Here is a 25,839-nt window from a genome sequence, read left to right on the forward strand (position 1 = left end):
CATTTGTTACATACCCGTGGAGGCCGGACGCCGGGAACGCGAACCAGCGGGAGGCGCGAGCGCGCGACGAGAGACGGCGACGCCGGGACCCTCGGGGCGGCGGAGACAGCGCGAACGGCGAGGGCGGCAGGGGCGGCGGGGGCGGCAGGGGCGGCGTCAGCCGAGTGTGACGTCGCCCACGATCTCCTCACATCGCCGCAGCCGTTCCTCGCCCGCCTTCCCGAGGCGCGCCGTCACTCCCGCGACCACCGTCTCCACCAGCGCGAGCGCCGGGACGAGGCTGTCGAACGGACTCGGCGCCTCGACCCTGACCGGAATCACCAGGTCGGCCACCTCGGAGACGGGGGACAGCCACGGGTCGGTGAAGAGCACGACCCTGGCTCCCCCCTCGTGCGCGCGGCGGGCGAACTCGACGACGTCACGCTGGTAGCGCCGGTAGTCGAACACCACGACGACGTCACGCCGCCCGACGTCCACGGAGAACGCGGCCAGACTCTCCGGGCGCGGGTCGAGCACCCGGGTCCCGGGACGCAGCAGCCGCAGGTGGAGATCGAGGTACTCGGCGAGGATGTGCGAGTATCTCCCCCCGATCAGCGCGACGCGGCGTCCCTGGTCGGCCAGCAGGGCCACCACCGCCTCGATCTCGGAGTCCGACAGCGCCGCGAAGGACTCGTCCAGCCGCTGCCGGAAGATCGCTCCGGCCGTCACGCGCAGCGAGTCCGGGGCGATCCCGTCGCCGAGCTGCTGGGCGAGCGTGAGCGGCGAGGCGCGCCGCGCCTCGATCTCGTCCCGCAGGGCCTGCTGGAACGCCCGGTATCCGGCGAAACCGAGCCGGGCGACGAACCGGACCACGGTGGGCGCGCTCACCCCCGCGCGTTCGGCCAGCCGCGCCGCGGTCTCGAGTCCGGCCGTGGGGTAGTTCGCCAGCAGGGTCCTGGCCACCAGCCGCTCCCCCGCGGAGGATCCGGCCAGGCTGCGCCGTACGCGCTCCGCGACCGAGGCGAAGATCTCCGTCCCCTCCCCGGAAACCGGCGCGTCCTGCCGCTCCGCGTTCCCGCCCTCGTCGGTCATCGGAACCCCTCTCGCCGTTTCGGGTCGTCCAAGCCCTCATTCTGGCCGGTCGGCCCGGGCGGGCGACGCGCCGCTTCACGGAGGACGGCAGCCGCCCGCCCCACAGGCTCTCCCCCGTCCCTCGACGCCTCCGGCGGCTCTCCCGACCCTCCTGCGGACTCCTGGAAGGACGAAATCCGCAGGGCGGCGACGTCCCCCCGCCGAAACGCGGAGAAATCCACCGCCCAGGTGAACGAAACTCTCAGCGCTTCTTTCCGCGGCCGGGAGGACGCGGCTCGAGGGCACGCGAGCGCACCCTGGGGCTGATCCCGCATTCCCCTGAAATGATTTTCATAAAAGGCCGGATATCAGTGCGCCCCGACGGCGAACGCCCCTCCCCTCAGAGCGCCGCACCCTCTCCCCGCCCCCTTACCGGCGGCCCGAAAAGCCGCGCGGCCACGACACACATGTCCCCCGCCTCCCGATCGGCCGTGTCGGCCTTTCCACGGGACCATCACACGGAGAACGGATCCGAGCGCCATTCCCTCACGATCGACAGGCACCGATCAACGACAATCCAAACACACATCGACCAAATATGATTTGGTATGAAAACGTATTTGATATGATCGAAAAAATGCTATTGTTCGGCAACGGGACCGCACGCTGGCGCAGTCGGGGGTTTCCAACGCGACATGGCCGTGGAGTCATGGCGTGGAAAACCAGAGCGACCGTTCCCGCACACCGGTCATCGAAGCATCCGCGAACGTCGCGGGTTCCTGGGGAGAAGCGCCGATGCTCCAGACCATCCTGCTCGTGCTGGGGCTGTTCGCCGTCCTGGTGAGCATGGTGAGTTTCGTGGAGGGCACGTCGGTGCCCAGCCTGATCTCGGATCTCCGTGCGGAGGCCGTTCGCGCCCGCCGCCTGCGCCGCAGCCGCCGCGACAACGCCGTCTATCCGTACTTCTACGACGTCGGGCTGAGGAACAGGACCGACGGGCAGCCCTCGACGCCGACCGGAGGACAGGTCAACGTCGGCGGATACAGGCTGGACGTCACTCCCATGCCCGAGGGCATGTGCCCCCTCTACACGCTGCACCACCACAACACGGGCGACAGGGTGCCGTGCACCGGCGAGGAGGCCCTGCTGTGGCGGGAGGCGGCGATCGAGTACGCGACGGCGCTGCGGGAGGCCGGCGCGACGCTGCGCGCCGCGCACGAGCGCGCCAGGCTCCGGCTCGTACGGCTGCTGCCCGGCGGCCGGAGCAGGGTCGCCTCGGAGCTGCTGCGGGAACGAGGACGCTTCCGGGAACAGGCCCTGGCCGCCGCGGCGGCGTACCGGCCGGTGCACGACGAGATCGAGCACCGGCTCAGGCAGCAGCGGCGCAGGCACGAGCGCCGGATCCACGAGCGCCGGATCGAGGAGGAGCCGCCGAACCCGCGCGGACGGAGGGGCCGGGGCGGGGAGGCGGACGCGGGTCCGGTCACCTGAGCTGGGGAAGGACCTTCGCGCCGAAGGCGTCGATGTAGGCGCTCTGCTCCTGACCGACGTGGTGCAGGTAGATCTCGTCGAAGCCCAGTTCCGCGCACTCGTTGATCCAGGCGGCGTGCCTGCCCAGGTCCGCGGAGACGTTGACCACCTCGGCCACCCGCGCCGGCGGCACGTCCGCGGAGATCGCGTCGAAGAGTTCGGCCGTGTCGAGATCCCAGCTCACCGGCGGCGCGAAGACGTTGCTCCGCCACTGGTCGTGGGCGATCGCCAGGGCTTCCTCCTCGGTCTCGGCCCAGCTCAGGTGGATCTGCAGAGCCGTCCTCCCCTTCCCGCCCGCCTCCCGGTAGGCCTCGACGACCTCGCGTGACCTCTCCAGCGGGCCGTGCACGGTGATCAGGCCGTCTGCCCACTCCGCGCACCATCGGGCGGTCTCGACGCTCACCGCGGCGCCGATCAGCTCGGGCGGGGTGTCGGGGCGGGTCCACAGGCGGGCGCGGTCCACGGTGACCAGGCCGTCATGGCTGACCTCCTCCCCCGCCAGCAGCGCCCTGATGACGTCCACGCACTCCCTGAGCCGCGCCTTGCGGAGCTCCTTGCGCGGCCACCGGTCCCCGGTGATGTGCTCGTTGCTCGCCTCCCCGCTGCCCAGGGCCGCCCAGAACCTCCCGGGGAACATCGCGGCGAGCGTGCCGATCGCCTGGGCGATGATCGCCGGGTGGTAGCGCTGGCCGGGCGCGTTGACCACGCCGAACGGCAGCCCGGTGGCCTGCAGGGCGGCCCCCAGCCAGGACCAGGCGAAGCCGGAGTGCCCCTGTCTCTCGCTCCAGGGGGAGAAGTGGTCCGACGACATCGCCGCCGCGAACCCCGCCTGTTCGGCCCTGACCACCGCCTTCAGCAGTTCTGCCGGATGGACCTGCTCGTGTGATGAGTGAAAACCGTAGGTCGTCATCATGACCGGCTACCCGTGCGACGGCGGTCCAGTCGGCCTCCCCGCCGGAACGCCACCCCCTGTGAGCGCGGCGGCCCCACGTTCAATAGTGTCCGACCCATGAGCACTCACTATGACGTCGTAGTCCTCGGTGCGGGCCCGGGAGGATACGTGGCCGCGATCCGGGCCGCGCAGCTGGGCCTGAGCACCGCGATCGTCGAAGAGCGTTACTGGGGCGGCGTCTGCCTCAACGTGGGGTGCATCCCCTCCAAGGCGCTGCTGCGCAACGCCGAGCTCGCCCACCTGTTCACCCACGAGGCCAAGACGTTCGGCATCAGGGTCGACGGCACCGTCACCTTCGACTACGGCGAGGCGTTCAAGCGCAGCCGCAAGGTCGCCGACAGGCACGTCAAGGGCGTGCACTACCTGATGAAGAAGAACGGCATCGTCGAGTACGAGGGGCGGGGCGAGTTCACCGACGCCAACACGCTGCGGGTGACCGGCGCGGACGGCGGCGAGCAGGCGGTGACGTTCGACCACTGCGTCATCGCGACGGGTGCGACCACGAAGCTGCTGCCGGGGACGTCGGTGTCCGAGCGGGTGGTGACGTACGAGGAGCAGATCCTCAGCGACGAGCTGCCCGGCAGTGTCGTCATCGCGGGCGCGGGCGCGATCGGCGTCGAGTTCGCCTACGTCCTGCACAACTACGGCGTCAAGGTGACGATCGTGGAGTTCCTCGACCGGATCGTCCCGCTGGAGGACGAGGAGGTCTCGGCCGAGCTGGCCAAGCACTACCGGCGGCTCGGCATCGAGGTCCTGACCTCCACCCGCGTCGAGTCCATCGACGACTCGGGCGACAAGGTGCGGGTGACCGTCTCACGTGACGGACAGCAGCAGGTCCTCGAGGCCGACAAGGTGCTGCAGGCGATCGGCTTCCAGCCCCGCGTCGAGGGGTACGGCCTGGAGCGCACCGGGGTCGCCCTGACCGACAGGGGGGCGATCGCCATCGACGCCCGCGGCCGTACGAACGTGCCGCACATCTTCGCCATCGGCGACGTGACCGCCAAGCTGATGCTCGCGCACGCGGCCGAGTTCATGGGGATCGTCGCCGCGGAGACCATCGCGGACGCCGAGACGATGGAGCTCGACTACGTGATGATCCCGAGGGCGACGTACTGCCAGCCCCAGGTCGCGAGTTTCGGCTACACCGAGGCGCAGGCCCGCGACCTGGGCTACGACGTCAAGGTGGCCAAGTTCCCCTTCACCGCGAACGGCAAGGCCCACGGTCTGGGGGACGCGGTCGGGTTCGTGAAGATCCTCAGCGACGGCGAGCACGGTGAGCTGATCGGCGCCCACCTGATCGGCCCCGAGGTCACCGAGTTGCTGCCGCAGCTGACGCTGGCCCAGCAGTGGGACCTGACGGTCACCGAGGTGGCGCGTAACGTGCACGCCCATCCCACGCTCGGCGAGGCGGTCAAGGAGGCGATCCACGGACTGGCGGGCCACATGATCAACATGTGAGGCCCTTGTCGCGGCCTCGGACGGGAGCGCCGGAGCCTGTCGTCGGTTCCGGCCCGCGCCGCCCCCGGAGACCGGGAACGGCACGGGCGCCCGGCGGCGCGGGAAGGCGCGCCGGGCGCCGGGGCCGGGAGCGCTCCGTTGTGCTCAGGTGTGCCCGGTCTCGGAGGCGCCCCTCAGAACGCCGAGGTGTAGGTCGTCAGGGAGGGCTGGTTCGTCCGGACGAGGCCGTTGTAGCAGGCGACGTCGCGAACGGTCGCGACGAGCCCGGCGGTGCTCCACGGGGTCAGCAGGTTGCAGTATCCGGGGCCGGTCCCGTACGCCGTGACCTGGACGTGGTCGGGCAGCACGCCGACCCGCGGGAAGGTCACCAGGCGCAGCCCCGCCCCCGCGCCCTGCACGGTGTTCAGCCCCGCCTGGGAGTTGTGGTTGATCGCGGGCGGCACCGGGGAGTACGGCCCGGGAGCGGCCGGGGCGGTGTCGAAGGTGTAGGCGAAGTTCTTCGGCGGGAGCGCCGCCCCGGTGATCGCGCGCTCACGCTGGTAGGTGAGCGTCCAGCCGGTGTTGATCGGGGTGTTGACGAGGTTGTGGCAGCGCACCCTGACGGTCTGGCCCGCGGGGGCGGACGCCCACGCGGCGACCTTGCAGCGGGCGGGCTGGGCGGGGTTGACCGCGGTCACCTGGAGACCGCCCGCCCTGCCCACGGACCCGAGACCGGGCAGGGTGACGTTCCAGTTCCCCACAGGCCCGGCGACGACGGTGTTCGCCACGCCCGACGAGTTGAACTGGGTGACGATCGCCGCGCCGTTGTGGCGGACGTAGCCGAACGCCTGCGGCGCGGGGAGCAGGCCGCTGCTCTTCTCGAACAGGACGGTGAACGGGATGGACACCTGGGGGCCGCCGTACTGGTGGCATCTCACCGCGACGAGCAGGTCGCCCACCGACGGACCCCAGTTCAGGGCCTGACACCAGTGGGGGCCCTGCGAGACCGCCGTGACGTGCACGACGCCGCCGAGCGTCGCGATCTGCGGGAACCTGACATAGGTCGGTCCCCCCGGCGGGGTGAGCACCGTGACCGTGGGGCCCGCGGGCCAGCTTCCCGCCTGGCGGGCGAGGGTGGGGACGCCGTTGGCGATGTTGACATAGGCGAATCCCCACTGGTCGGGGACCTGGGCCCACGCGCTCGTGACCGCGGCGGTGAGGCAGCCCGCGAGCATCGCGACGACGCAGAGAATCCTTGTTGTTGCCTTTCGTACGTGAAGCATGCCGTTCTCCATCGGCTGGGGGATGAAGGACCGGACACGACCGCGACCCCGGCATGACAGGCAGCACGAAGTCAAGGGAGATGCCCGGTTTGATCCTTTTGAGCTCTCGACGACCCGAACGCCGCCCCGGAAGCCCGACCCTTCCGATCCCCCGGCTCCACCCAAGACACAGGGGTCAGCGAAACGACGACGCGCCGAACGCCCGCGAGCGATCGGGCGAGTCCCGCGCGTCGGCGACCGACCGCCGGACGCGGCCACACCCTGATCTGCTCACAAAGCGTTTATCGTCGATTACTTTACGTCATAGTACGGCTTGCGCCCGATCCGTCAACCCCTCCCCCCCGGGAAGGGGAGCCGGACGCCAGGCGAGGGCGGACAGGAGGCGTCCGGGAAGGAGGGAGGCCGCCGCCCTCTCACCCCTGGGCCGAGGACCCGCCGCCGGAGGCGTGCCGCAGGGAGCCGAGCACATCGGGGTCGATGGCGAAGAAACCGTAGAGATCCGTCATCCGCAGGAGCCGCTCGAAGTGGCCTCGCACCCCCGCCAGGCGCATCCACCCGCCCGCGTCGCAGGTCAGGGTCATCCCGCTGAGGAAGGTCCGCAGGCCGTTCGAGTCGCAGAAGGTGACCCCCGCGACGTCGAGGACGATCCGGGGGCGACGGCCCGTGATCAGCTCGCGGATGGCGTCTCCGAGCAGCGGACTGGAGGTCCGGTCGATGTCTCCCGTGACCGTGAGCACGGCGCAGTCCGCCTCCTCGTGGTGGGTGACCTGGACGACCAGCTCTCTGCTCATCACCCGTCCTTCCCGCTCACCGGTGAGGCGGTCCGCGCCGGGAGCCGCCCTGCCTGATCACAAGGTATACCCGTCCCTCCCGGACGGCCCGGCGACCGCCGGGGGACATGTGCGTAACGTCCGCGGGCGCGGGAGACGGGACGAGGAGTCCGCCTCGGCCAGACGGAGGTCAGCCGACGTGGACCGGCGGACGCCGTTCCGGGTCGGGCTCGGCCTGGCAGCGCGCCGGACAGCGTCAGCGCGACCAGCGTCAGCGTGGCGACGGGGCTGAGCGAGCCCGCCGCCAGAGCGGCGACACCGGGCTGGCAGCCGATTCCGCGATCGCGACCAGCCGTCGCGCGCAAGTCGCCTCGGGGCCACAGAATCCTGCCTGGACACTGCAAGTAGTCATACGTTTACCTTGTGTCACCACAGCAGCACCATCCGACCCAGGAGAGAGCATGCGCCTCAACAAGCTCACGTCTATCGCCCTGGCCGCCCTCGTCGGTTGCGCAGGCCTGACGGCCGTGGCCGCCATGCCGGCCACGGCCTCCGTTCCCGCCGTCCCCGCCCCCGCGGCCGCCGACTTCTCCGGCTACCAGCTCATCAAGCTGCCCAACGCCAACGTCCCCAACTTCACCCGTCGCGTGCTCAGGTGCCCCGCCGGCAAGCGGGTCGTCGGCGGCGGCGCCGAGGCCCAGGGCAACGGCGCGATCCTGGTGGGCTCCTTCCCGACCGACGACGGCACCGGCTGGATCGGCATCGGCCGCCAGATCGGCTACAACGACGTCGGCATCAGCGTCTACGCCGTCTGCGCCAACGCCAGCTGAAAACCCCTCCACCCCCGGCCGGACCTCCCGAGGTCCGGCCGGGGCGTTTTGCCGTCACCCCCCGCACCGCCGCCCCCTCCGGGAGCCCCAGGCTTCCGAGCGCCTTCCACTCACCCCACTGGCGAGCCATAATCACTTTCGGTGTCAGTTAAGTCACCCAATGTCAGGTAACGGAGGGGTCGTCTTTGAGGCATCTGCGATACCGCTTCGACAACCTCATCGCCCGGGGAACCTGGGCGATGATCGGCCTGCTCGCCGTCGTGGCGCTCGCCATGGCGGTCGTCGGAGCGGCGGCCATCCTCACCCTCGCCCCGAACGCCACGGACCTGCCGTCCGCCCTGTGGTCGGGTCTGATGCGCACGATGTCGCCCGGGGTGGTGACCCGGGACAGCGGATCCCCGGTGTTCCTGGGATGCATGCTGGTGCTCGCCCTGACAGGAATAGTGATCTTCAGCACGCTCATCGGGCTGATCGAGACGGGGCTCGACCGCAAGCTGGCCAGCCTGCGCAAGGGCCGGTCGCTGGTGATCGAGCGCGACCACACCGTGATCCTCGGCTGGTCGGAGCAGGTCTTCCTGATCCTGTCCGAGCTCGCGGTGGCCAACGCCAGCAGGGGCAGGACCTGCGTGGCGATCCTCGCCGACAGGGACAGGGTCTCCATGGAGGAGGCCATCAGGGACAGGGTCGACCTTCCCCGCCGTCTGCGGGTGGTGTGCCGCACCGGCAGCCCCACCGATCCGATGGACGTGGCCATCGTCAGCCCCGAGCGGGCACGGGCGGTCATCGTGCTCGGCTCGGAGGACACGTGCTCCGACGCGAGGACCATCAAGAGCCTCCTCGCCCTCGACGCCGCGAAGGTGCGGCCGAGGGTCCAGCTGGTCGCGGGCATCCGCGATCCGGACAACCTCGTCGCGGCCCGCCTGGCGGGCGGGGCCAACGCGCTGATCCTCGACGTCGACGAGATCTCCGCGCGGGTCATGGTGCAGACCTGCCTGCACGCGGGACTGTCCATGGTCTACAGCGACCTGCTCGGTTTCGAGGGCGACGAGATCTACTTCCGGCAGCCGGGAGAGCTGGCGGGCGAGAGCTTCGGCGACGCCCTGCCCGCACTGGAGAACTGCTCCCTCATCGGCCTGGAGCGGGAGGGGAAGGTCCTGCTCAACCCGGCCGGGGAGACCACGATCGACGCGGGCGACCGGCTCATCCTGATCATGGACGACGACGACGCGAAGCCGGTCCGCGCCTCTGCCCGGGTGGACCACGACGCGATCGTGGCCACCGGCGAGCACGAGCCCGTGGCGCGCCGCGTCCTGGTCCTCGGCTGGAACGCCTGCGGCGCCGCGATCGTCGCGGAGTTCGACCACTACATGCCGCCCGGGTCGCAGCTGAAGGTCGTCGCCGACGACTCCCGGATGACGTCCCAGGTTGAGGGTCTCTCAGCCCGGGTCGCCGGCCTGACCCTCAGCCACGAGACCGGAGACATCACCCGGCACTCCACCCTCCAGAGACTCGACCTCGGAGCCTACGACCACGTCCTCATCCTGGCCGACGACCGGTTCGGAGCGCATGTCGCCGACTCCCGCACGCTCCTCACCCTCCTGCACGTCAGGGAGATGAGCAGGAGCAACGGATGGCGGCACAGCCTGGTGACCGAGATCGCGAGGGACGGCGACCGGCGTCTCGTCGAGGTCACCGAGGTCGACGACTTCATCGTCAGCTCGAAGGTCACCAGCCTCCTGATGATCCAGGTCGCGGAGAACCCCCGGCGTCATGACGTGTTCGCCGACCTGTTCGACGCCGGAGGGCAGGAGATCTACATCAGACCCGCCGACGACTACGTGCGGCTGTCGACCCCCGTCGACTACGCGACCGTGGTTGCCGCCGCGCGGGCGTACGGCGAGGTCGCGATCGGCTACCGCACGGAGTGCCTGTCCGGCGGCGCTGGCGGCATCGCCCTGAACCCGCCCAAGAGCAGAAGGCTGACGTTCGAGCCCGGCGACGCCGTGATCGTGCTCGCCGGCGGCCGCCTCCGTCAGGAGGACGGAGCCCGCCCCTGGGGTGCCACCGGAATACGGCAGAAACGGGCCGCGCTGGGACGCTGACCGGGCAGAACCTTGGTTCTGTCCGGCTCCTGGGACGACATCTGACCAGGTCAACGGAGTACGGGCGCCGGTAAGGCTCGTGCCACCAGGCCCAAACGAGTGCGTTTGCCGGTCACTGCTCCGCGAGCCGAACCCGGAGACCATGGACCCGGTTGGTGGGGAGCGTCATCGCGAGCCGCGTTGCGGCTACTGCGGTGTCAGCCCGGGCCACAGCCGCACCGTATGGTCGCCGCCGGAGGTGGCCAGCAGATGGCCCTCGGGGTGGAAAGCCACTCCGTAAACGGAGCCGGTGTGTCCGGTGAGGGGGTCGCCGACCTGCCGGCCGGTGACGATCTCCCACAACCGCACCGTGCCGTCATCGCTGGTGGTGGCCAGCAGATGACCGTCGGGGTGGAAAGCCACCCCAAAGACGAGGTCGGTGTGGCCGATGAGGGGGTCGCCGACCTGCCGGCCGGTGGCGATCTCCCACAACCGCACCGTGTGGTCGCTGCTGGTGGTGGCCAGCCGGTGGCCGAAGGGGTGGAAAGCCACTCCGTAAACGGAGCCGGTGTGTCCGATGAGGGAATCGCCGACCTGCTGTCTGGCGGCGGTCTCCCACAACCGCACCGTGTGGTCGCTGCTGGTGGTGGCCAGCAGGTCACCGACGGGGTGAAAAGCCACTCCGTAAACGGAGCCGGTGTGGCCGGTGAGGGGGTCGCCGACCTGCCGGCCGGTGACGATCTCCCACAACCGCACCGTGCCGTCATCGCCGGCACTGGCCAACAGACGGCCCTCGGGATGGAAAGCCACTCCGTAAACGGAGCCGGTGTGGCCGGTGAGGGGGTCACCGACCTGCCGGCCGGTGACGATCTCCCACAACCGCACCGTGCCGTCATCGCCGGCACTGGCCAACAGATGACCCTCGGGATGGAAAGCCACTCCAAAGACGAGGTTGGCGTGGCCGGTGAGGGGGTCGCCGACCTGCCGGCCGGTGACGATCTCCCACAACCGCACCGTGCCGTCATCGCCGGCGCTGGCCAGCAGACGGCCCTCGGGATGGAAAGCCACTCCGACGACAGTGTCGGTGTGTCCGGTCAGGACACGAGCGGCGTACACGATCAGCTTCCGCTGCTCGGGTTCAGGCGGTGTGGACAGTTCTTCGACTCGGACTGCCAGGTCATCACGCTCACGCCGCAGGTGGCCATGCGCACGCCGCAGGTCGTGGTGGGAGCGCTGTAGCGCGAACAACGCAGTCCGCAACTCCGTGATCCGCCGTGCGGCCGCCGAGGCCGCCGCGGGCCGAAGAGCAGCAGGGATCGCCCGTAGCCGCACCGTTTTGTCGTAGCTGGTGGTGGCCAGCAGGTGGCCCTCGGGATGGAAAGCCACCCCAGCGACGATGTCGGTGTGTCCGGTGAGGGGGTCACCGATCTGCCGGCCGGTAGCGGTCTCCCACAACCGCACCGTGCCGTCATCGCCGGCGCTGGCCAGCAGGTGACCGTCGGGGTGGAAAGCCACTCCAAGGACGATGTTGGTGTGTCCGGTGAGAGGGTCGCCGATCTGCTGTCTGGTGGCGGTGTCCCACAACCGCACCGTGTGGTCGTAGCTGGTGGTGGCCAGCAGGTGACCGTCTGGGTGAAAGGCCACTCCATAAACGATGTTGGTGTGTCCGGTGAGGGGGTCGCCGACCTGCCGGCCGGTGGCGGTGTCCCACAACCGCACCGTGTGGTCGTAGCTGGTGGTGGCCAGCAGGTGACCGTCTGGGTGGAAAGCCACCCCGACGACGATGTCGGTGTGTCCGGTGAGGGGGTCGCCGATCTGCTGGCCGGTGGCGGTCTCCCACAACCGCACCGTGCCATCGCCGCCGGCGCTGGCCAGCAGGTGACCGTCTGGGTGAAAAGCCACCCCGACGACGATGTTGGTGTGGCCGGTGAGGGGGTCGCCGATCTGCCGGCCGGTGGCGGTGTCCCACAACCGCACCGTGCCGTCATCGCCGGCGGTGGCCAGCAGGTGACCGTCTGGGTGAAAAGCCACTGCATAAACGGGGCCGACGTGTTTGATGAAGGGGGCGCCGAGCTGCTGGCCGGTGGCGGTCTCCCACAACCGCACCGTGCCATCGTCGCTAGCGGTGGCCAGCAGGTAGCCCTCGGGGCGGAATGCCACCCCGAAGACGGTGTCGGTGTGTCCGGCCAAGACCGTATCGGCATGGCTGTCTGCGGCACTCTGCGTGGGTGCGGTAGGTGGTGGGAGAGTGCCCTCATCAGCGGCCAGCCACAGGGCGCGAAACTCCTCCATATCCCCGTCCAGGGCTTCGACGATGACTTCTACTTGGCCCAAGCGCGGCAGCCGCGCACAGCGGAGCACCTCGCCGACGGTGGTGTGACTGATCGCCTTGCCGGTCTGTTTGGCCAGATCGCGGTAGCTAGGCCGACCGCGGCGGCGATGCAGCTGTTGTAACCGCGTGCGCAGGGCGGCTAAAGCGTCTTCATCGGGACTGGACGAGGAGGGCTGCTCGGGCATAGTGCCACCGAGCATCCCAGAGTGTCAGGAAACGTAAAGGCTCTTTCGCTCGACTCCCTGCGCGTTCGTGCCGTGACCGCCCTGGGGTGTCAGGGATCGTCAGCGTCCCAGGCCGAGGGCTGTAAACGCCGTCAGCGCTCGTCAGGGGGTGTACGACCTCGTCCGTCCCCGTCAAAGATCGCCAGGGATCGTCAACGCCCCGACGGCGGGCCGCACTCTGGGTTCACACCCCGGCACCTCCGCCGCCGGCGACGCCTCATCCCCCTGCTTTTCCAGGCGGGCGGGGGTGGCACGTGCCGGTCGCGTCACGACCGTTCCCGGCACCCGCCGCCCGCAAGGGGCACCCCACACCGCTCGCGAAAGGACACCCCTGTGGCCATCCTCACCCACCTGGCCGCCGCCGGCGCCATCGCTGTCGTCCCGATGACGGCTCTGGCCGCCTTGTACTTGTTCTCCCGGGACTCCTCCCGGCGTACCCGGGCGCTGCGCCTGCTGCGGCTGTTCCTACGCCGCTGACCGGCCCCTGTCCGGCTGAAACCTCAGGTTTCCGTCCACCGCCTGACGTGCGGTTTCCAGCGGACGTGGCCCGTTTCTGCCGTATTCCGGTCGCACCCCCTGCGCGGACGTGCGCAACCCCTGCGGGGCCCGCAGGCCTCTCAGGACGACCGGGCCGCTCTCACGTCCCTGAGCGCGGCGTGAGCTGTCTCAGCTGGAGGTCTTCGAGGAGGGTCTGCGTCGCGGCGGCGATGACGTCCACGGCTCGCTCGAAGGCCTCGGCGTTGCGCGTGGACGGAGACCGGAACCCGGAGACCTTGCGGACATACTGGAGCGCGGCGGCCCGCACGTCCTCATCGGTCACGTCGCTGGCGTAGGGCTCCCGAAGGGTCTTGATACTCCGGCACATGACAGGGACCATATTCCACCGCACCGACAAAAGTGACGGACCTGATGCGGTCCGGGCCCGATGAATGCGCCCGGTTGACTTTCCCTCCGGCTTTCGGACGTGCGCTATCCGTCAGCCTGCCCGGACATGAGGTCCTTATCTCCAAGTGCCGCGCATCCGATGGACGAACCCACCAGAATCAGCCGTGATCGCGAAAACTTAACAGTCGACGGAGCGATCCGTGGCGAGACCGATCAGTTATACCGACGCCGTTCGCATGCCGGGCGGGTCTGATTCACCCGGCGGCGACCACGTCGTCCTCGGTGACGCGGTCGGCCGTCCGGTGCGCGCCGAGGGTGAGCAGCAGCGACGCCGCCGTCAGCACCACTCCGAACCAGACGGCGCTCGTGACGCCCAGGCGATCGGCGAAGAGCCCGCCGAGCAGGGCACCGAGCGCGATGGAGGTGTTGTAGCCAAGTGTGTTGATCGACATCGCGGCCTCGAACCTGTCGGGCGCCGCCGCGAGGGTCAGGTTGATCTGGCACAGGTTCGCCGCCCCGAACGACACCCCCCACACGACCAGCGCGACGACTGCCCCGGCCTGCGAGCCGCCGAACGCGAGCAGCGCCAGCAGGGCCGCCACGAGTCCGCCGCACGCCGCGACGAAGGTGCCCGTCAGGTTCCTCGTCGCGGCGTGACCGGCGACGAAGTTACCGACGGCGCCACCGGCCCCGTAGACGACCAGCAGTCCCGCGACGAAGCCGGGTGAGGCGCCGGAGTTCTCCTCCAGGAACGGCCGCACGAACGTGTACGCCCCGAAATGGCCGAGCACGTAGAGGACCACGGTGAGCATCACGATCCGCAGCCGCCTGTTCCGCACGGGCAGCGCGAAGACCTCCCGCACCGGGACCGCGTTGTCCGACGGCAGCGACGGCACGATCGCGGCGACGGCGAGCAGCACCAGCACGCTGAGGCCGCTCCAGATCAGGAAGGTGGCCCGCCAGTCGGTCAGGCTCTCCAGGAAGGCGCCCAGTGGGATGCCGACGACCGTGGCGATCGAGATGCCCGACAGCGCGACGGCGGCCGCCCGGTTCGCCTGGCGTTCCGGGACGAGCCGCATCGCCATGCTCACTCCGATCGCCCAGAACACGCCGTTGGCGAAGCCCATGACCAGTCGCGCCCCCAGGACGAGGGGGTAGCTCGGCGCGACCGCGGTGACGAGGTTCCCCAGCGCCAGGACCGCGAGCAGCGCGGACAGCAGCAGGCGCCGGTTGACCCGCCTGGTCCACGCCACGATGAACGGCGCCCCGAGCCCGGCCGAGACCCCGTAGAGGGTGACCATGAGCCCGGCGACGCCGTCGGAGATGCTCAGGCTCGCGCCCACCGGGGTGAGCAGTCCGACGGGCATCAGCTCGGTGGTGACAAAGGTGAACAGGCTGGCGGTGATGGCGGCGACGCCCAGCCATGACCGCAGAGGAGGGATAGTTTCCATGGAAGATAAATTAGTTTCCGTGGAAGGTATAGTCAACACATGCCTCAGGACACCAACTCCGTCCTTCCTCCCGACGCCGACGCGGTCGATCTGATCGTCAGCCAGTGGCGGCGGGAGCGGCCCGATCTCGATCCCGGCCCCATGCAGGTCGTGGGCCGGATCAGCCGGCTGCACTGGGCGCTCGACGAACGGCTGACGAAGGTCTTCGAGTCGTTCGACCTGGGCCGGGGCGAGTTCGACATGCTCGCCTCACTGCGCCGTTCGGGCCCGCCGTTCGAGCTCACGGCCGGCGAGCTGAGCGGCTCGATGATGGTCACCTCGGGCGCAGTGACCAAGCGGGTCGACCGGCTCGAACGCGCCGGACTGGTCGCCCGCCGCGCGGCCGATTCCGACGCCAGGGGCCGGCTCATCCGCCTCACCGACCGCGGCCTCGAGGTCGTCGACGCGGCGGTCGAGCGGCACGTCCGCAACGAGCACCGGCTGCTCGCCGGCCTGACCCCCGCCGAGCGCGACACCCTCGCCGCCCTCCTCCGCAAGCTCGCCCGGACCCTGCCCGGCGTGTGAAGGGGACGGGACCGTTGCTCTCGTTCACCGAGGTGACTTGCCGTTTCGGGTCCGTCCGGGCGCTCGACCCTGTGACGCCGACGGTCGGGCGGGGCGAGTTCGTTTCGGTCATCGGGCCGTCGGGGTGCGGGAACTACGGCCTCAAGCGCATGCAGACCCTCATTGACCTGATCGGCGAGTACGCGCCGGACGCCGACATCATCCCCGGCGACCTCGTCACCAACCAGTTCATCGACCCGTCCATCGGCCTCAAGCCCTGACCCGGCGGGTCGCGGAACCCTTTCCCGCGCCCAGGACTTCGCTCACCAGGAGGACTCCTTGCAGGACACCCGCACATCTGCCGCCACCCGCGTGCGCGCGCCGCGTGAGGAGGTCCTGGTCCGGGCCGCGTGGGTCCTCACGGTCGGGCCCGCGGGCGAGATCGAGGACGGCGCCGTCCACGTGCGTGACGGCCGCATCGTCGAGGTGGGGCCGTACCGCGAGCTGCGAGGCCGGCTGCCCGGCCTGCCGGTCGAGGGCGACGGGACGGGCCTGCTCATCCCCGGCCTGGTCAACACGCACACGCACCTGTCGGAGGCGCTCGCGACCGGCATGGGTTCGGAGCTGACGCTGTTCGAATGGGGCGAGCGGATCGTCGGGCCGCTCGGCTCCGTGCTGACCGCCGAGGACGCCCGCGAGGGCACCCGGCTGCGCGCGATCGAGATGCTGCTGTCCGGCGTGACGACGGTCAACGACATGTTCGTCCACTGCAACCCCGACGACGCGGCCAGCGTCGGTGTCGTCGCGGGGCTGGAGGAGGCGGGCCTGCGCGGCGTCGTGTCGTTCGGCGCCGAGGACGCCGACATGTCCGGTGCGACGCCCGGTGCGCCGCCCTGGGCGGACGTCGACCGGATCATGGCCGAGCAGGACGCCCTCGCCGAGGCGTGCGCGGCCGCCGAACTCGTCTCCTTCCGGTACGGGATCGGCACCCTGCTCGGGCAGAGCGACGCCCTGCTGGAGGCCGGCGCCCAGGCCTGCCTGGACCGCGGCTGGGCCGTGCACACCCACCTCGCCGAGGTCCGCGAGGAACTCGTTGCGGCCTCCCAGCGCTGGGGCTGCCGGACCATCCCGCACGCCCTCGCCCTCGGCCTGTTCGACCGGCCGCTCGTCGCCGGGCACGGCGTGTGGGTCACCGAGTCCGACATCGAGATCCTCGCCGCCCACGGCGTCGCCATCGCGCACAACCCCGTCGCCAACATGATCCTCGGCTCCGGCGTGTGCCCGGTGCCGCGGCTGCGCTCCGCCGGGATCGCGGTCGGCATCGGCACCGACGGCGCGGCCTCCAACGACAGCCAGGACATGCTCCAGGCCGTCAAGACCGCAGCCCTGCTCCAGAAGGTCCACGCCCTCGACCCCTCGGTCATCGACGCCGCGACGGTCCTGCGGATGGCCACCCTGGACGGCGCCCGCGCCCTCGGCCTCGACCACCTCGTCGGTTCCCTGGAACCCGGCAAACGCGCCGACCTCGTGCTCCTCCAGGACTCCGTGTGCGTCTCGGTCCTGCACGACCCCTGCGGCCAGTTCGTCTACGGCGCCTCCCCCCGCGCCGTCCGCTCGGTCTGGGTCGACGGCTGCCGCGTCGTCGCCGACCACACCTGCACCACCCTCGACGAAGCCGCCCAGATCGACCGGAGCCGTGCCCTCGCCGCCCGCCTGGCCCTGGCCTCCGGCCTGCACGGATCGGGCTTCTCCCGGTTGGCCTCGTCGCCCCGGACCAGCCGTTGACGAGTGCCGTCCTCCTGGGGCCGAGACCGAGGGATCCCGCCCGGCGGACGCCGACGACCACCCCACTGAGTGATCGTTTTCGGCGCGGCGGCGTTGGAGCCGACGGCGGGAACGAACCACCGTGAAACCGGGCATCAGAAACGCGAACAGCGCATCCATGGAAACCATGGATGCGCTGTTCGGATGCGGTGTGCGCCGCCAGGGACTCGAACCCCGGACCCGCTGATTAAGAGTCAGCTGCTCTAACCAACTGAGCTAGCGGCGCTTGACCTCGACAAGACTACCGGACTCGGACCCATGGTCTGTACATGAGATGACATAGCCGGATCGCTCCCTCGCGGCGCGGGAGCGCCTGCGGGCAGGAGGCGTCCGCGAGCGTCTCCACGTCGGATCTCATGATTTTTTCGTTCCCGCCGCCCAGGCCACGGCCTTGATCACGGCACGGCCGAGGCCGCGCGCCGTTTGCCCTCGCTCACAGGGGTAGCAGGAGGAAGCCCGGAGAATCAACCCAAAGGGAGATGTACACCATGCAGCCTGAGCTGTGGAGCTATCGCGCTGACGTCCACGACGTCAACAAGAGCCTCGACGTCGCGGGCTATCACGTGGAGGCTACCGACGGGAAGATCGGGTCTGTCGACGAGGCGACCTACGAGGTCGGCGAGAGCTACATCGTCGTCGACACCGGCCCCTGGATCTTCGGCAAGAAGGTCCTGCTTCCGGCCGGCACGGTGACCCGGATCGATCCGCAGGAGCGCAAGATCTACGTCTCGCGCACCAAGGACGAGATCAAGAACGCTCCGGAGTTCGACGAGGCGAACTTCAAGGAGCGTGTCTACCGTGACACCGTCGGCGACTACTACGGCCGCTTCCCCTACGGCGGCGGCACGAGCACTTTCTGATCTCGACGCCTCCAACCAGGAAGGGCCCCGCTTCGGCGGGGCCCTTCGTCGTTCGGGTCCGGGCGTCCCGGAAGACGCCCGGACCCGGACTCAGGGCCAGGAGGGCTCTCCGGCGGGGTCGACAGGACCGGGAAGCACGCCGAGCCGTTCCAGCAGGGTCAGGAAGGTGAACGCGTACGGCGAGACCTGCGCGACGGCCGCGACACGCTTCCAGTCGACCTGCTCCCGCAACGCTCTGACCTGGGGAAGCAACGAGCCATAGTCGCAACTGTGCTCCGAGAGCGGCAACAGCCATGTGATGACCAGGTCGGTGGCCTCAAGGACGGGCACGATCACCGCGGACGCCTTCATCGGCTCGGCCCGTTCCAACAGCTTCGGGGTGACCGGGTGGTCGCAGATGCTGAAGATCAGGTCGACCAGCCTGCCCTCGTCGTAGGCCTTGACGAGCCAGTCCTCCGGCGGCTTGACCGTCTCGAACCCCACGTCCCGCAGTGCCTCCAGCGCGGTCGGCACATCCTCCTGGGGCAGGACGAAGTCCACATCGTGCAGCGAGGGTGCGGCCCCGCGCGCGTACGCGGCGCATCCTCCGGCGAGCGCGAACCTGACGCCCGCGTCCTTGAGCCCGCTGCTGGCTCGCTTGAGCGTTTCCAGGATCGCGTCAGTTACCTCATGACTGTGGCTTCCCATATCCCCCGGGTACCCCACAGATTCCCAGGTAGGCATAGCAAACCTCGCCTTGGGTAAATGCACCCTCATGATTCATCCGGAACAGGTGCATAACGAAGAACCAGAGCCTGACGAGACGCGCAAGGAACGGGTCGACCGGGAACTCGGCGAGCTTTTACAGGGCCTCCGGGTCGCTGTCACCGGGGTGCAGGTCCTGTTCGCGTTCCTGCTGACGCTGCCGTTCGCCGCGGGCTTCCACAAAGTGGACGCGCTCGGCCGGTGGCTGTTCTTCATCTCCCTGCTGAGCGCCGCCCTGGCCTCCGTCCTGTTCATCACCCCCGCCGCCCAGCACCGCCTGCTGTTCCGGACCCCGCTGAAGGAGAAGATGCTCCACAGGGCCAACGAACTGGGCATCGCCGGAGCCGTCGGACTGGCGATCGCGATGACCAGCGCGGTGGCCCTGGTCGCGGAGACGGTCATCAACGCGTGGCCCGCCGCGCTGTTCGGCGGCGCGATCGCCCTGGCCAGCGGGTGGTTCTGGATTCTTCAGCCAATTGTCGATCTCTACCGGATCAAAGATGTTAAGTCATGAATCGTGAGGGCAGAGGCTGCTTATGGCTACCTTGCTTTGGATCATCGCAGTCGTTCTCGTCATCTCCGGGATCTACGTGATCCTGGCCCGCCGCGACCTCCTCTGGGGGATCGTCCTCATCGTCCTCGGATTCCTGGTCGGTCCCGGGGGTGTGAGCATCTTCAATGTCTGATGCGGGCCACCGCTCGCACAAACGTCAAATATCAAAAACCGCACACAAGTCGCCCCGAATTCGTACCAGAAGCATCAGCGGGCCGGGTCATCACCCGGCCCGCTTCTTCATGGGCGTTCATGGGCGGCCCCGCTCCGCGGAGTCCGGCCGCGGAACTCACGGAGCGGTGGGACCCGTGGCCCGGCGACGCCGGGCCCCGGTCGTCAGACCGCCGCCCCCTCGAAAGACCAGGCCGCCGCCTCCTGTCGAAGGAACGGGAGCCCGCGGACCGCGGGGAGACTAAAGGCAGTACACCCCGTACGCCCGGCCCAGCACCGGCAACGCCACGTTGCGCACCCTGATGCCGCCCGGGGTCACGCCCTTCTCGGTTCCCGCGTGCGCGTGACCGTGGATGACCAGGTCCGCGCCCTCAGCGTCCGCCGCCTCGGCCAGCAGGTAGCTGCCGAGGAAGGGGTAGATCTCCAGCGGCTCACCGGAGAGGGTGTCCTTGACCGGCGAGTAGTGCGACAGCACGATCCTGCGGTCGGCCTCGAGCTCCTTGAGCGCCACCCGCCAGCGCTCGGCGATCCGCTTGGTGTGCCCGATGAAGGCCTTGATCTCCGGCTCGCCGAAGTCGCTGGCGCACTTGCCCGCGTATCCTCCGCCGAAGCCCTTGCCGCCGACCACGCCCAGCCGTACTCCGTCGACGTCGAGCACGGTCGCGTCGTCGTGCAGGACCTTGATCCCCGCATCGTTCAGCATGGCCGCGATCTCCGCGGGATGGTTGGAGTGGTGGTCGTGGTTGCCGAGCACGGCGATCACCGGAACCGGCAGATCACGGAACTCGTCCGCCACCACCCCGGCCTCCTCCAGCGTGCCGTGCCGGGTCAGGTCGCCGGCGAGCAGCAGCACGTCGGCGTGCTCCCCGATGTCGTCCAGCCGTTCGCGGTAACGCCCCCTGAGGCTCTCGTCCAGATGGACGTCTCCGACCGCCGCGATCCGCAGTTCCCTCACAGCCGCTCCTCCTCCCCCGGACCCCGGACGTCGATGACGGTGATCTCGTTGCGGACCGTCAGCCCAGGAGCCGCCTCCCGGGCCACATCGGCGATGAGCAGGCGACGCTCGTTGCCGGTCACCTGTCCGCGCAGGAAGAGCTGCTCGCCCCGGACGTCCACCCGGATGCCGAGCTCGTTGGTTCTCTCGTCCTCGGCCAGTGCGCGTTGGACGCGCGCGGCGACGTATTGCGGAGCCTCCATCGACGAACTCCTTTCATTGAGAAACCTCGCGTTCCCGGGAAACCCGAGGTGAAACGCGTTTGAAAGCCCTCCTGGGGGAATGGGGAACAGGCGGATGCCTAGGACGCAGGCACGTTTGGTGTCGTATGCCCGCGGAGCCGTCCTCATGAAGATCGCAATGGTGTCCGAACACGCCAGCCCCCTCGCCACGGTCGGCGGCGCCGACTCGGGGGGCCAGAACGTCCACGTCGCCGCCCTCTCCCTGGCGCTCGCCGCGAGCGGGCACGAGATCACCGTCTACACCCGCAGGGAGTCGCCGCTCCAGCCGGAACGGGTCGCCTTCGCCCCCGGGGTGACCGTGGTCCACGTTCCCGCGGGCCCCGCCGTGGTCCTGCCCAAGGACGACCTGCTCGCCTGGATGCCCGACTTCAGCCGCTGGCTCGCCCTGAGCTGGGGAGCGGCCCCGCCCGACATCGCGCACAGCCACTTCTGGATGAGCGGCCTGGCCACGCTGGCCGCCGCCAGGGACACCGGAGTGCCCGTCGTGCACACCTTCCACGCCCTCGGCACGGTCAAGCGGCGTCACCAGGGCTCGGCCGACACCAGCCCACGCGAACGCGTCGACACCGAGGCCCTCATCGCCCGGCAGGTCGACACGGTGATCGCGACCTGCGCCGACGAGGTGGCCGAGCTGCGCCGGATGCGGCTGCCCGACCACGCGACGCGGGTCGTCCCCTGCGGCGTCGACGTGGACGTCTTCACCCCCGCCGGCCCGAGAACGGACCTCGGCCCCGGGCCGATCCTGCTCGCCGTCGGCAGGGCGGTGCCGCGCAAGGGCGTCGAGACCACGATCAGAGCCCTCCGGCACGTGCCGGACGCCACCCTCGTGGTCGCGGGCGGCGGCCCCGGCGAGCCGGAACTGGACCGCCTCGCGCGGATCGCCGGAATGTACGGCGTCGCGGACCGCGTCAGGTTCGTCGGCAGGGTGGCGCGCGAGGACGTCCCGGCGCTGATGCGCTCGGCCGACGTCGTGGTCAGCGTGCCCTGGTACGAACCGTTCGGCATCGTGCCGCTCGAGGCCATGGCCTGCGGCGTCCCGGTGGTCGCCTCCGCGGTCGGCGGGCACCTGGACACGGTGACCCCCGGCGTCACGGGACTGCTGATCCCGCCGCGCAAGGCGGCGGTCCTCGGCCGCGCGCTGCGGGAACTGCTCGCCGACCCGTTCCTGCTCACCTCGTACGGCACGGCCGCCGCGGACCGGGCGAGGTCCCACTACGACTGGAACCGGGTGGCGGCTCAGACCGCCGCCGTCTACGGCGACGTGCTCGCCTCGTACGGCAGGGCGCTGAGCATGACCGGCACCTGCCCGGGTACGGGAGCTGCCTGAACCGGCGGAGGAGGAGATCATGCGAGGCAAGGTCGTAGTGGTGACCGGGGCCAGCGGCGGGGTCGGCCGGGCGGTGGTCCAGGAGCTGGGCGCCCGCGGCGCAACCGTCGCACTGATCGCCCGAGGCACGACCGGTCTGGGCTCGGCGGCCGTCGAGGTCGGCGCCGCGGGCGGCGCCGGACTGGTCTACGAGGCCGACGTGTCCGACTATCAGCAGGTCAGAGACGCGGCGGAGCGGATCGAGAGGGAGACGGGTCCCATCGACGTCTGGATCAACGTGGCCTTCTCCTCGGTTTTCGCCCCGTTCACCGAGATCACCCCGGAGGAGTACGAGCGGACGACGCGGGTCACCTACCTCGGCTATGTCTGGGGCACACGGGTGGCGCTGGACCTGATGCGGCCCCGTGACCGGGGAGTGATCGTCCAGGCCGGGTCGGCGCTGGCCTACCGGGGCATCCCGCTGCAGGCCGCCTACTGCGGGGCCAAGCACGCGATCAAGGGGTTCACCGAGGCGGTCAGGACCGAGCTGCTGGGCGACGGGAGCGGGATCCAGATCACCATGGTGCAGCTTCCCGCGCTGAACACCCCGCAGTTCTCCTGGGTGCTGTCCAAGCTGGGGCGCCACCCGCAGCCCGTGCCGCCGATCTACCAGCCGGAGGTGGCCGCCAGGGCGCTGGTCTTCGCCGCGGAGCATCCTGGACGGCGTGAGTACTGGGTGGGGGCGTCCACGGCCATGACCATGCTCGGGGAACGGCTGGCCCCCGGGCTCGTCGACCGCTACCTCGCCCGATCGGGGCGGGACAGCCAGCAGACGAAGGACCAGGCCCCGACCGGCGTGGCCAATCTGTGGGAGCCCGCCGACGAGGACAGGGACTACGGCGCCCACGGCGCCTTCGACGACCGTTCCCACCCTCGCAGCCTGCAGGCCTGGCTCTCCCGGCACCGTGGCCTGGCCGCCCTGGCGCTCGCGGGCGGAGCCGTCGCCGTGGCGGCCGCGCGCCGTACGGGCCGTTGAACGGGAGTTCCCGTCACGGAAGGAGCAGGCCCCAGTGGAAGGCCCACGGAACGAACACCACACCGGCGGCGAGCAGGAGGCCGAGCCGTGCCCTCTCCCCCCGCGGGACGGAACCAGGGGCGCGACGCCAGGCCCACCCGGTGCGGACCGTCGCGACCACTGAGGCGACCGCCAGGGCCTGCAGCGCCAGCCAGACCAGTGGACGCTCGGCGAACACGGGCCCGGGAGCGGCCAGCTTGCCGCCGGTCATCACCAGATAGACCAGGTAGGAGAACGAGCCGAGCACCGTGGCGAGCCCCGCGCCGCTGAGCAGCCGCGCGGCTCCGGTCACCGGCACCGTGGAACGGCCGCGCAGACGCCGCACCAGCGCGACCACCGGGTAGCCGGCGAAGGCGACCAGGAACAGCAGCAGCGCGGCGAGCTGCGCCGGCGCCGACGCCCACCAGGCGGGAGGGTCGACCGGCACGGTCACGGAGGCCTGCACCGGAGCGGGCCCCGAGATCCGCGCCGTGGGCGGCCTGCCCGCCGTGACCTCCCCGACCCAGGAGCCGACCAGGTCGGCGTAGCCGGGGGCGAGTTCGGGCAGCCGGGTGACGCCTCCGTCGGGGGTGCGGTGGGCGGCGTGGTCGGCGTCGGGGAAGAAACGGAAGACGTAGTGCCGGTTGCCGCCCTCCTTCAGCGCCCTGGCGAACAGCGGCGGGCTCTCCTGGGGCGGGGTCAGCAGGTCATGGGTGCCCCAGATGGCGAGGACCGGCTGGCGCACCGCGGCCAGGGCCGGCGCGGGGTCGTAGTAGGGCTCGGGGAAGAGGCCGCCGTCGGCGATCGTCCGGTACAGGTTCGGCTCGGCCCGGTCGACCAGCGAGCCCGCGACCCCCGCCTTGCGCAACCCGGCCGCGACGGCCCAGGTCTGCTGCCGGAGCGGCGGCAGCCCGTTGGCGCCGACGAGCACGACGAAGGCGATGTCCTTCGAACGGGACGCGGCGAGCGGGGCCACCCAGCCTCCCTCGCTGAGCCCCCATATGCCGACCTTCGCCGGATCGACGCCCGGCTGGGCGCGCAGCGCCGCCACCGCGCCGAGCGCGTCGTCCGCGAGCTGCGAGTAGGAGCGCCGGAAGAGCGAGTATCCCTCGGACCGTTTGTCGTAGATCAGCACCGACAGGCCCCTGCGGGCGAACTCGACGGCCTCGCCCAGCAGCTTCGCCCGGGGCGTTCCCGTTCCCGCGCCGTGCACGAGGACGACGCCCGGGCGCGCGGGCTTCGCCGTGGCCTGGGCGAGGACGGTGCCGTGCATGACGAGGCCGCCGCCGCCGTGGAAGCTCAGCTCCGTCGCGGTCAGGTCGGACGGCACGGCGAGCGGGGACGCCGGTGCGGGGGTAGCCGGTGTGAGGGCGGCCGGTGCGGGGGTAGCCGGTGTGAGGGCGGCCGGTGTGAGGGCGGCCGGTGTGAGGGCCGCGGTCGCCGCCGAGGCGGGTGCGGTCGCCGTGGGAACGAGCAGATCGGGGACGGCCACCGCGACGGGGGTGAGCAGGCCGAGAGTGACCGCGGCGGTCACAAGGGTTCTTCGCATATGCCGAACATAGTCTGCAGAGACTTCTCGGCAAAGGTTTCTCGGCAGATATCGTCCTGCAGGACTAGGGTGATCCTCATGAAGGATGACGAGTCGCTCACGCTCGATCCGGGAAGGCTCAAGGCACTGGCTCACCCCATGCGACGGCTCATGCTGCGCCACCTCAGCGTGCACGGCCCCGCGACCTCGACCACCCTCGGCGAGCTGCTCGACGCCAAGACGGGCACGACCAGTTACCACCTGCGCCAGCTCGAGAAGCACGGCTTCATCGAGGAGATCCCCGAGCGCTCGACCGGCAGGGAGCGCTGGTGGCGCAGGGCCGACGGGCCCAGGGACATGCGGTTGCCGACCCCCGACCAGCTCGCCCCCGAGGACCGCCCCGTGCTCGCCGAGTTCCAGCGGACGGGCTGGGAGGAAGATCGCGAGCTGTTCGAACGCTTCCCCGCCGCCTATCGAAACGACCCCGAGTGGGCCAAGGCGTCACGCGGCCTGGGCCGGATGACCAAGGCGGAGTTCGAGGAGTTCTTCGAGGCCTACATCGCCTTGCTGATGAAGTACAACCGCGGGGCGGAGGACGCCCCACCGGACGCGCGCCCCATGCACATCCGCCTGTTCGCCCTCCCCGCCGACGAGGAGTGACCACCCCGCCCCGGCGCCTCCCCCTTGACGCCCACGAACGGCGCGCGCCGCTCACCGCCCCGGAGGAGAACCCCGGAGGCGGCGAGAGGAGCGGCGGGACGCGGCTCCGGGACCGCGTGGAGTCACTGGGCGGGCGGCTCCGGCGGGCACAGGGATCGGCGCGGGTGTCCGCGCGAGGTCACTTGCCGGTCGCCCGGTGGATGCTCCTGGCGGCGGATCTGTCGATCGCGGCCTTGACCACGCCGAAGATGGCTCCATGGATCGCCGCCGCGACCAGGATCTCGCCCCAGCCGTACTCGTCCGACGTCGCCTGGGGCGCGTCGTCCGCACCCGCCGCGAATTTCCAGACCTGCTTGAAGATGGCCCCCGCGATGGCGCCGCCGATCATTCCGCTCACGGCGCTCGCGCCTCGGGACACTACCCTGCTCAACGTCCTGTTCTCCGTTCACACTCGATGGGAGGCGACGCCCACCCCGCCTGCCCGGCCTCGGCGGACCCGCTCGAACCGGAGGCGGAGTGAGGTCGTGGGAAGCGG

General features: G+C 70.3%; 25 protein-coding genes and 1 tRNA gene. 13 read left to right on the plus strand and 13 right to left on the minus strand.

All coding sequences use genetic code 11. From position 1 onward, the window contains the following. Nucleotides 1-156: 156 nt before the first annotated feature. Nucleotides 157-1,071, minus strand: a complete 915-nt coding sequence (locus PKF00_RS32725) for a MurR/RpiR family transcriptional regulator (RefSeq protein ID WP_271221568.1) — start codon at nt 1,069-1,071, stop codon at nt 157-159. Nucleotides 1,072-1,845: 774 nt separating this feature from the next. Between PKF00_RS32725 and PKF00_RS32730 the strand changes: the two genes are divergently transcribed. After that, nucleotides 1,846-2,541 (plus strand): hypothetical protein, encoded by a 696-nt coding sequence (locus tag PKF00_RS32730; RefSeq protein WP_271221569.1) that lies wholly within the window; start codon nt 1,846-1,848, stop codon nt 2,539-2,541. On the opposite strand, the gene PKF00_RS32735 is transcribed toward PKF00_RS32730, so the two are convergent. Further along, nucleotides 2,534-3,493: a TIGR03885 family FMN-dependent LLM class oxidoreductase gene (locus tag PKF00_RS32735; protein WP_271221570.1), complete on the minus strand. Its 960-nt coding sequence runs from the start codon at nt 3,491-3,493 to the stop codon at nt 2,534-2,536. The genes PKF00_RS32730 and PKF00_RS32735 overlap by 8 nt on opposite strands. Before the next feature lie 96 nt (nt 3,494-3,589). Here PKF00_RS32735 and lpdA point away from each other — a divergent pair, with 96 nt between their 5' ends. Then, nucleotides 3,590-4,990: a dihydrolipoyl dehydrogenase gene (gene lpdA, locus PKF00_RS32740; protein WP_271221571.1), complete on the plus strand. Its 1,401-nt coding sequence runs from the start codon at nt 3,590-3,592 to the stop codon at nt 4,988-4,990. Nucleotides 4,991-5,163: 173 nt separating this feature from the next. Here the strand turns inward: lpdA and PKF00_RS32745 are convergent, their stop codons facing one another. Next, a complete protein-coding gene (locus PKF00_RS32745; RefSeq protein WP_271221572.1) occupies nt 5,164-6,252 on the minus strand; it encodes a hypothetical protein in 1,089 nt (362 codons plus the stop codon). A gap of 413 nt (nt 6,253-6,665) precedes the next feature. Continuing rightward, on the minus strand, nt 6,666-7,043 hold the full coding sequence (locus PKF00_RS32750) for an STAS domain-containing protein (RefSeq protein WP_271221573.1): 378 nt from the start codon (nt 7,041-7,043) through the stop codon (nt 6,666-6,668). Nucleotides 7,044-7,483: 440 nt separating this feature from the next. Between PKF00_RS32750 and PKF00_RS32755 the strand changes: the two genes are divergently transcribed. Beyond that, a complete protein-coding gene (locus PKF00_RS32755; RefSeq protein WP_271221574.1) occupies nt 7,484-7,852 on the plus strand; it encodes a hypothetical protein in 369 nt (122 codons plus the stop codon). A gap of 185 nt (nt 7,853-8,037) precedes the next feature. Next, the gene (locus PKF00_RS32760; RefSeq protein WP_271221575.1) at nt 8,038-9,954 is read left to right on the plus strand and encodes a CASTOR/POLLUX-related putative ion channel; all 1,917 of its coding nucleotides are present in this window, start codon (nt 8,038-8,040) and stop codon (nt 9,952-9,954) included. A 186-nt stretch (nt 9,955-10,140) separates the two neighbouring features. On the opposite strand, the gene PKF00_RS32765 is transcribed toward PKF00_RS32760, so the two are convergent. Further along, the gene (locus PKF00_RS32765) at nt 10,141-12,450 is read right to left on the minus strand and encodes a WD40 repeat domain-containing protein (protein ID WP_271221576.1); all 2,310 of its coding nucleotides are present in this window, start codon (nt 12,448-12,450) and stop codon (nt 10,141-10,143) included. A gap of 372 nt (nt 12,451-12,822) precedes the next feature. Between PKF00_RS32765 and PKF00_RS32770 the strand changes: the two genes are divergently transcribed. Beyond that, nucleotides 12,823-12,966, plus strand: coding sequence for a hypothetical protein (locus PKF00_RS32770; RefSeq protein WP_271221577.1), 144 nt, complete (start codon nt 12,823-12,825; stop codon nt 12,964-12,966). A gap of 160 nt (nt 12,967-13,126) precedes the next feature. On the opposite strand, the gene PKF00_RS32775 is transcribed toward PKF00_RS32770, so the two are convergent. Beyond that, entirely contained in the window at nt 13,127-13,354 is a 228-nt protein-coding gene (locus PKF00_RS32775; RefSeq protein ID WP_271221578.1) for a DUF2277 domain-containing protein, read from the minus strand. Between the two features lie 274 nt (nt 13,355-13,628). Further along, nucleotides 13,629-14,825 (minus strand): MFS transporter, encoded by a 1,197-nt coding sequence (locus PKF00_RS32780; RefSeq protein WP_271221579.1) that lies wholly within the window; start codon nt 14,823-14,825, stop codon nt 13,629-13,631. A 39-nt stretch (nt 14,826-14,864) separates the two neighbouring features. Here PKF00_RS32780 and PKF00_RS32785 point away from each other — a divergent pair, with 39 nt between their 5' ends. Together PKF00_RS32785 and PKF00_RS32790 are read left to right on the plus strand one after the other, a co-directional pair. Then, nucleotides 14,865-15,389: a MarR family winged helix-turn-helix transcriptional regulator gene (locus PKF00_RS32785; protein WP_271221580.1), complete on the plus strand. Its 525-nt coding sequence runs from the start codon at nt 14,865-14,867 to the stop codon at nt 15,387-15,389. 318 nt (nt 15,390-15,707) lie between these two features. Beyond that, complete coding sequence (locus PKF00_RS32790) at nt 15,708-17,153, plus strand: amidohydrolase family protein (protein WP_271221581.1); 1,446 nt, start codon at nt 15,708-15,710, stop codon at nt 17,151-17,153. A 191-nt stretch (nt 17,154-17,344) separates the two neighbouring features. Here PKF00_RS32790 and PKF00_RS32795 read toward each other — a convergent pair. Beyond that, a tRNA-Lys gene (locus PKF00_RS32795) sits at nt 17,345-17,418 on the minus strand. 262 nt (nt 17,419-17,680) lie between these two features. On the opposite strand from PKF00_RS32795, the gene PKF00_RS32800 reads away from it, so the two are divergent. Further along, nucleotides 17,681-18,052, plus strand: coding sequence for a PRC-barrel domain containing protein (locus PKF00_RS32800; protein WP_271221582.1), 372 nt, complete (start codon nt 17,681-17,683; stop codon nt 18,050-18,052). Nucleotides 18,053-18,142: 90 nt separating this feature from the next. On the opposite strand, the gene PKF00_RS32805 is transcribed toward PKF00_RS32800, so the two are convergent. Further along, nucleotides 18,143-18,739 (minus strand): nucleotidyltransferase family protein, encoded by a 597-nt coding sequence (locus tag PKF00_RS32805; RefSeq protein WP_271221583.1) that lies wholly within the window; start codon nt 18,737-18,739, stop codon nt 18,143-18,145. Nucleotides 18,740-18,824: 85 nt separating this feature from the next. On the opposite strand from PKF00_RS32805, the gene PKF00_RS32810 reads away from it, so the two are divergent. Together PKF00_RS32810 and PKF00_RS32815 are read left to right on the plus strand one after the other, a co-directional pair. Next, nucleotides 18,825-19,310, plus strand: coding sequence for a DUF6328 family protein (locus PKF00_RS32810; RefSeq protein WP_271221584.1), 486 nt, complete (start codon nt 18,825-18,827; stop codon nt 19,308-19,310). 22 nt (nt 19,311-19,332) lie between these two features. Further along, a complete protein-coding gene (locus tag PKF00_RS32815; protein ID WP_184719841.1) occupies nt 19,333-19,482 on the plus strand; it encodes a GPGG-motif small membrane protein in 150 nt (49 codons plus the stop codon). A gap of 279 nt (nt 19,483-19,761) precedes the next feature. Here the strand turns inward: PKF00_RS32815 and PKF00_RS32820 are convergent, their stop codons facing one another. Together PKF00_RS32820 and PKF00_RS32825 are read right to left on the minus strand one after the other, a co-directional pair. Then, the gene (locus PKF00_RS32820; protein WP_271221585.1) at nt 19,762-20,475 is read right to left on the minus strand and encodes a metallophosphoesterase family protein; all 714 of its coding nucleotides are present in this window, start codon (nt 20,473-20,475) and stop codon (nt 19,762-19,764) included. Continuing rightward, the gene (locus tag PKF00_RS32825; protein WP_271221586.1) at nt 20,472-20,717 is read right to left on the minus strand and encodes a BON domain-containing protein; all 246 of its coding nucleotides are present in this window, start codon (nt 20,715-20,717) and stop codon (nt 20,472-20,474) included. Before PKF00_RS32825 ends, PKF00_RS32820 begins: the two co-directional genes overlap by 4 nt. 145 nt (nt 20,718-20,862) lie before the next feature. Here PKF00_RS32825 and PKF00_RS32830 point away from each other — a divergent pair, with 145 nt between their 5' ends. After that, on the plus strand, nt 20,863-22,083 hold the full coding sequence (locus tag PKF00_RS32830; RefSeq protein WP_271221587.1) for a glycosyltransferase: 1,221 nt from the start codon (nt 20,863-20,865) through the stop codon (nt 22,081-22,083). A 19-nt stretch (nt 22,084-22,102) separates the two neighbouring features. Next, nucleotides 22,103-23,098, plus strand: coding sequence for an SDR family oxidoreductase (locus PKF00_RS32835; protein WP_271221588.1), 996 nt, complete (start codon nt 22,103-22,105; stop codon nt 23,096-23,098). A 13-nt stretch (nt 23,099-23,111) separates the two neighbouring features. Here the strand turns inward: PKF00_RS32835 and PKF00_RS32840 are convergent, their stop codons facing one another. Then, nucleotides 23,112-24,665 carry an alpha/beta hydrolase family protein gene (locus PKF00_RS32840; RefSeq protein WP_271221589.1) on the minus strand — a complete coding sequence of 518 codons (1,554 nt, stop codon included), beginning with the start codon at nt 24,663-24,665 and terminating at the stop codon, nt 23,112-23,114. A 78-nt stretch (nt 24,666-24,743) separates the two neighbouring features. Between PKF00_RS32840 and PKF00_RS32845 the strand changes: the two genes are divergently transcribed. Beyond that, nucleotides 24,744-25,304, plus strand: coding sequence for a helix-turn-helix domain-containing protein (locus PKF00_RS32845; protein WP_271221590.1), 561 nt, complete (start codon nt 24,744-24,746; stop codon nt 25,302-25,304). 178 nt (nt 25,305-25,482) lie between these two features. Here PKF00_RS32845 and PKF00_RS32850 read toward each other — a convergent pair whose 3' ends face one another. Further along, nucleotides 25,483-25,701 (minus strand): DUF4235 domain-containing protein, encoded by a 219-nt coding sequence (locus PKF00_RS32850; protein WP_271221591.1) that lies wholly within the window; start codon nt 25,699-25,701, stop codon nt 25,483-25,485. Nucleotides 25,702-25,839 lie beyond the last annotated feature (138 nt).

Source organism: Streptosporangium carneum (genome assembly GCF_027922005.1).
GTDB lineage: Bacteria > Actinomycetota > Actinomycetes > Streptosporangiales > Streptosporangiaceae > Streptosporangium > Streptosporangium carneum.

What these genes read in the sequence shown, in the direction of transcription:
- PKF00_RS32830 (WP_271221587.1), top strand. Translation starts at nt 20,863, where the DNA reads ATGAAGATCGCAATGGTGTCCGAACACGCCAGCCCCCTCGCCACGGTC.
- PKF00_RS32800 (WP_271221582.1), top strand. Translation starts at nt 17,681, where the DNA reads ATGCAGCCTGAGCTGTGGAGCTATCGCGCTGACGTCCACGACGTCAAC.
- PKF00_RS32730 (WP_271221569.1), top strand. Translation starts at nt 1,846, where the DNA reads ATGCTCCAGACCATCCTGCTCGTGCTGGGGCTGTTCGCCGTCCTGGTG.
- PKF00_RS32780 (WP_271221579.1), bottom strand. Translation starts at nt 14,825, where the DNA reads ATGGAAACTATCCCTCCTCTGCGGTCATGGCTGGGCGTCGCCGCCATC.
- PKF00_RS32835 (WP_271221588.1), top strand. Translation starts at nt 22,103, where the DNA reads ATGCGAGGCAAGGTCGTAGTGGTGACCGGGGCCAGCGGCGGGGTCGGC.
- PKF00_RS32765 (WP_271221576.1), bottom strand. Translation starts at nt 12,450, where the DNA reads ATGCCCGAGCAGCCCTCCTCGTCCAGTCCCGATGAAGACGCTTTAGCC.
- PKF00_RS32725 (WP_271221568.1), bottom strand. Translation starts at nt 1,071, where the DNA reads ATGACCGACGAGGGCGGGAACGCGGAGCGGCAGGACGCGCCGGTTTCC.
- PKF00_RS32750 (WP_271221573.1), bottom strand. Translation starts at nt 7,043, where the DNA reads ATGAGCAGAGAGCTGGTCGTCCAGGTCACCCACCACGAGGAGGCGGAC.
- PKF00_RS32815 (WP_184719841.1), top strand. Translation starts at nt 19,333, where the DNA reads ATGGCTACCTTGCTTTGGATCATCGCAGTCGTTCTCGTCATCTCCGGG.
- PKF00_RS32805 (WP_271221583.1), bottom strand. Translation starts at nt 18,739, where the DNA reads ATGGGAAGCCACAGTCATGAGGTAACTGACGCGATCCTGGAAACGCTC.
- PKF00_RS32825 (WP_271221586.1), bottom strand. Translation starts at nt 20,717, where the DNA reads ATGGAGGCTCCGCAATACGTCGCCGCGCGCGTCCAACGCGCACTGGCC.
- PKF00_RS32840 (WP_271221589.1), bottom strand. Translation starts at nt 24,665, where the DNA reads ATGCGAAGAACCCTTGTGACCGCCGCGGTCACTCTCGGCCTGCTCACC.
- PKF00_RS32845 (WP_271221590.1), top strand. Translation starts at nt 24,744, where the DNA reads ATGAAGGATGACGAGTCGCTCACGCTCGATCCGGGAAGGCTCAAGGCA.
- PKF00_RS32785 (WP_271221580.1), top strand. Translation starts at nt 14,865, where the DNA reads ATGCCTCAGGACACCAACTCCGTCCTTCCTCCCGACGCCGACGCGGTC.
- PKF00_RS32745 (WP_271221572.1), bottom strand. Translation starts at nt 6,252, where the DNA reads ATGCTTCACGTACGAAAGGCAACAACAAGGATTCTCTGCGTCGTCGCG.
- lpdA (WP_271221571.1), top strand. Translation starts at nt 3,590, where the DNA reads ATGAGCACTCACTATGACGTCGTAGTCCTCGGTGCGGGCCCGGGAGGA.
- PKF00_RS32735 (WP_271221570.1), bottom strand. Translation starts at nt 3,493, where the DNA reads ATGATGACGACCTACGGTTTTCACTCATCACACGAGCAGGTCCATCCG.
- PKF00_RS32755 (WP_271221574.1), top strand. Translation starts at nt 7,484, where the DNA reads ATGCGCCTCAACAAGCTCACGTCTATCGCCCTGGCCGCCCTCGTCGGT.
- PKF00_RS32775 (WP_271221578.1), bottom strand. Translation starts at nt 13,354, where the DNA reads ATGTGCCGGAGTATCAAGACCCTTCGGGAGCCCTACGCCAGCGACGTG.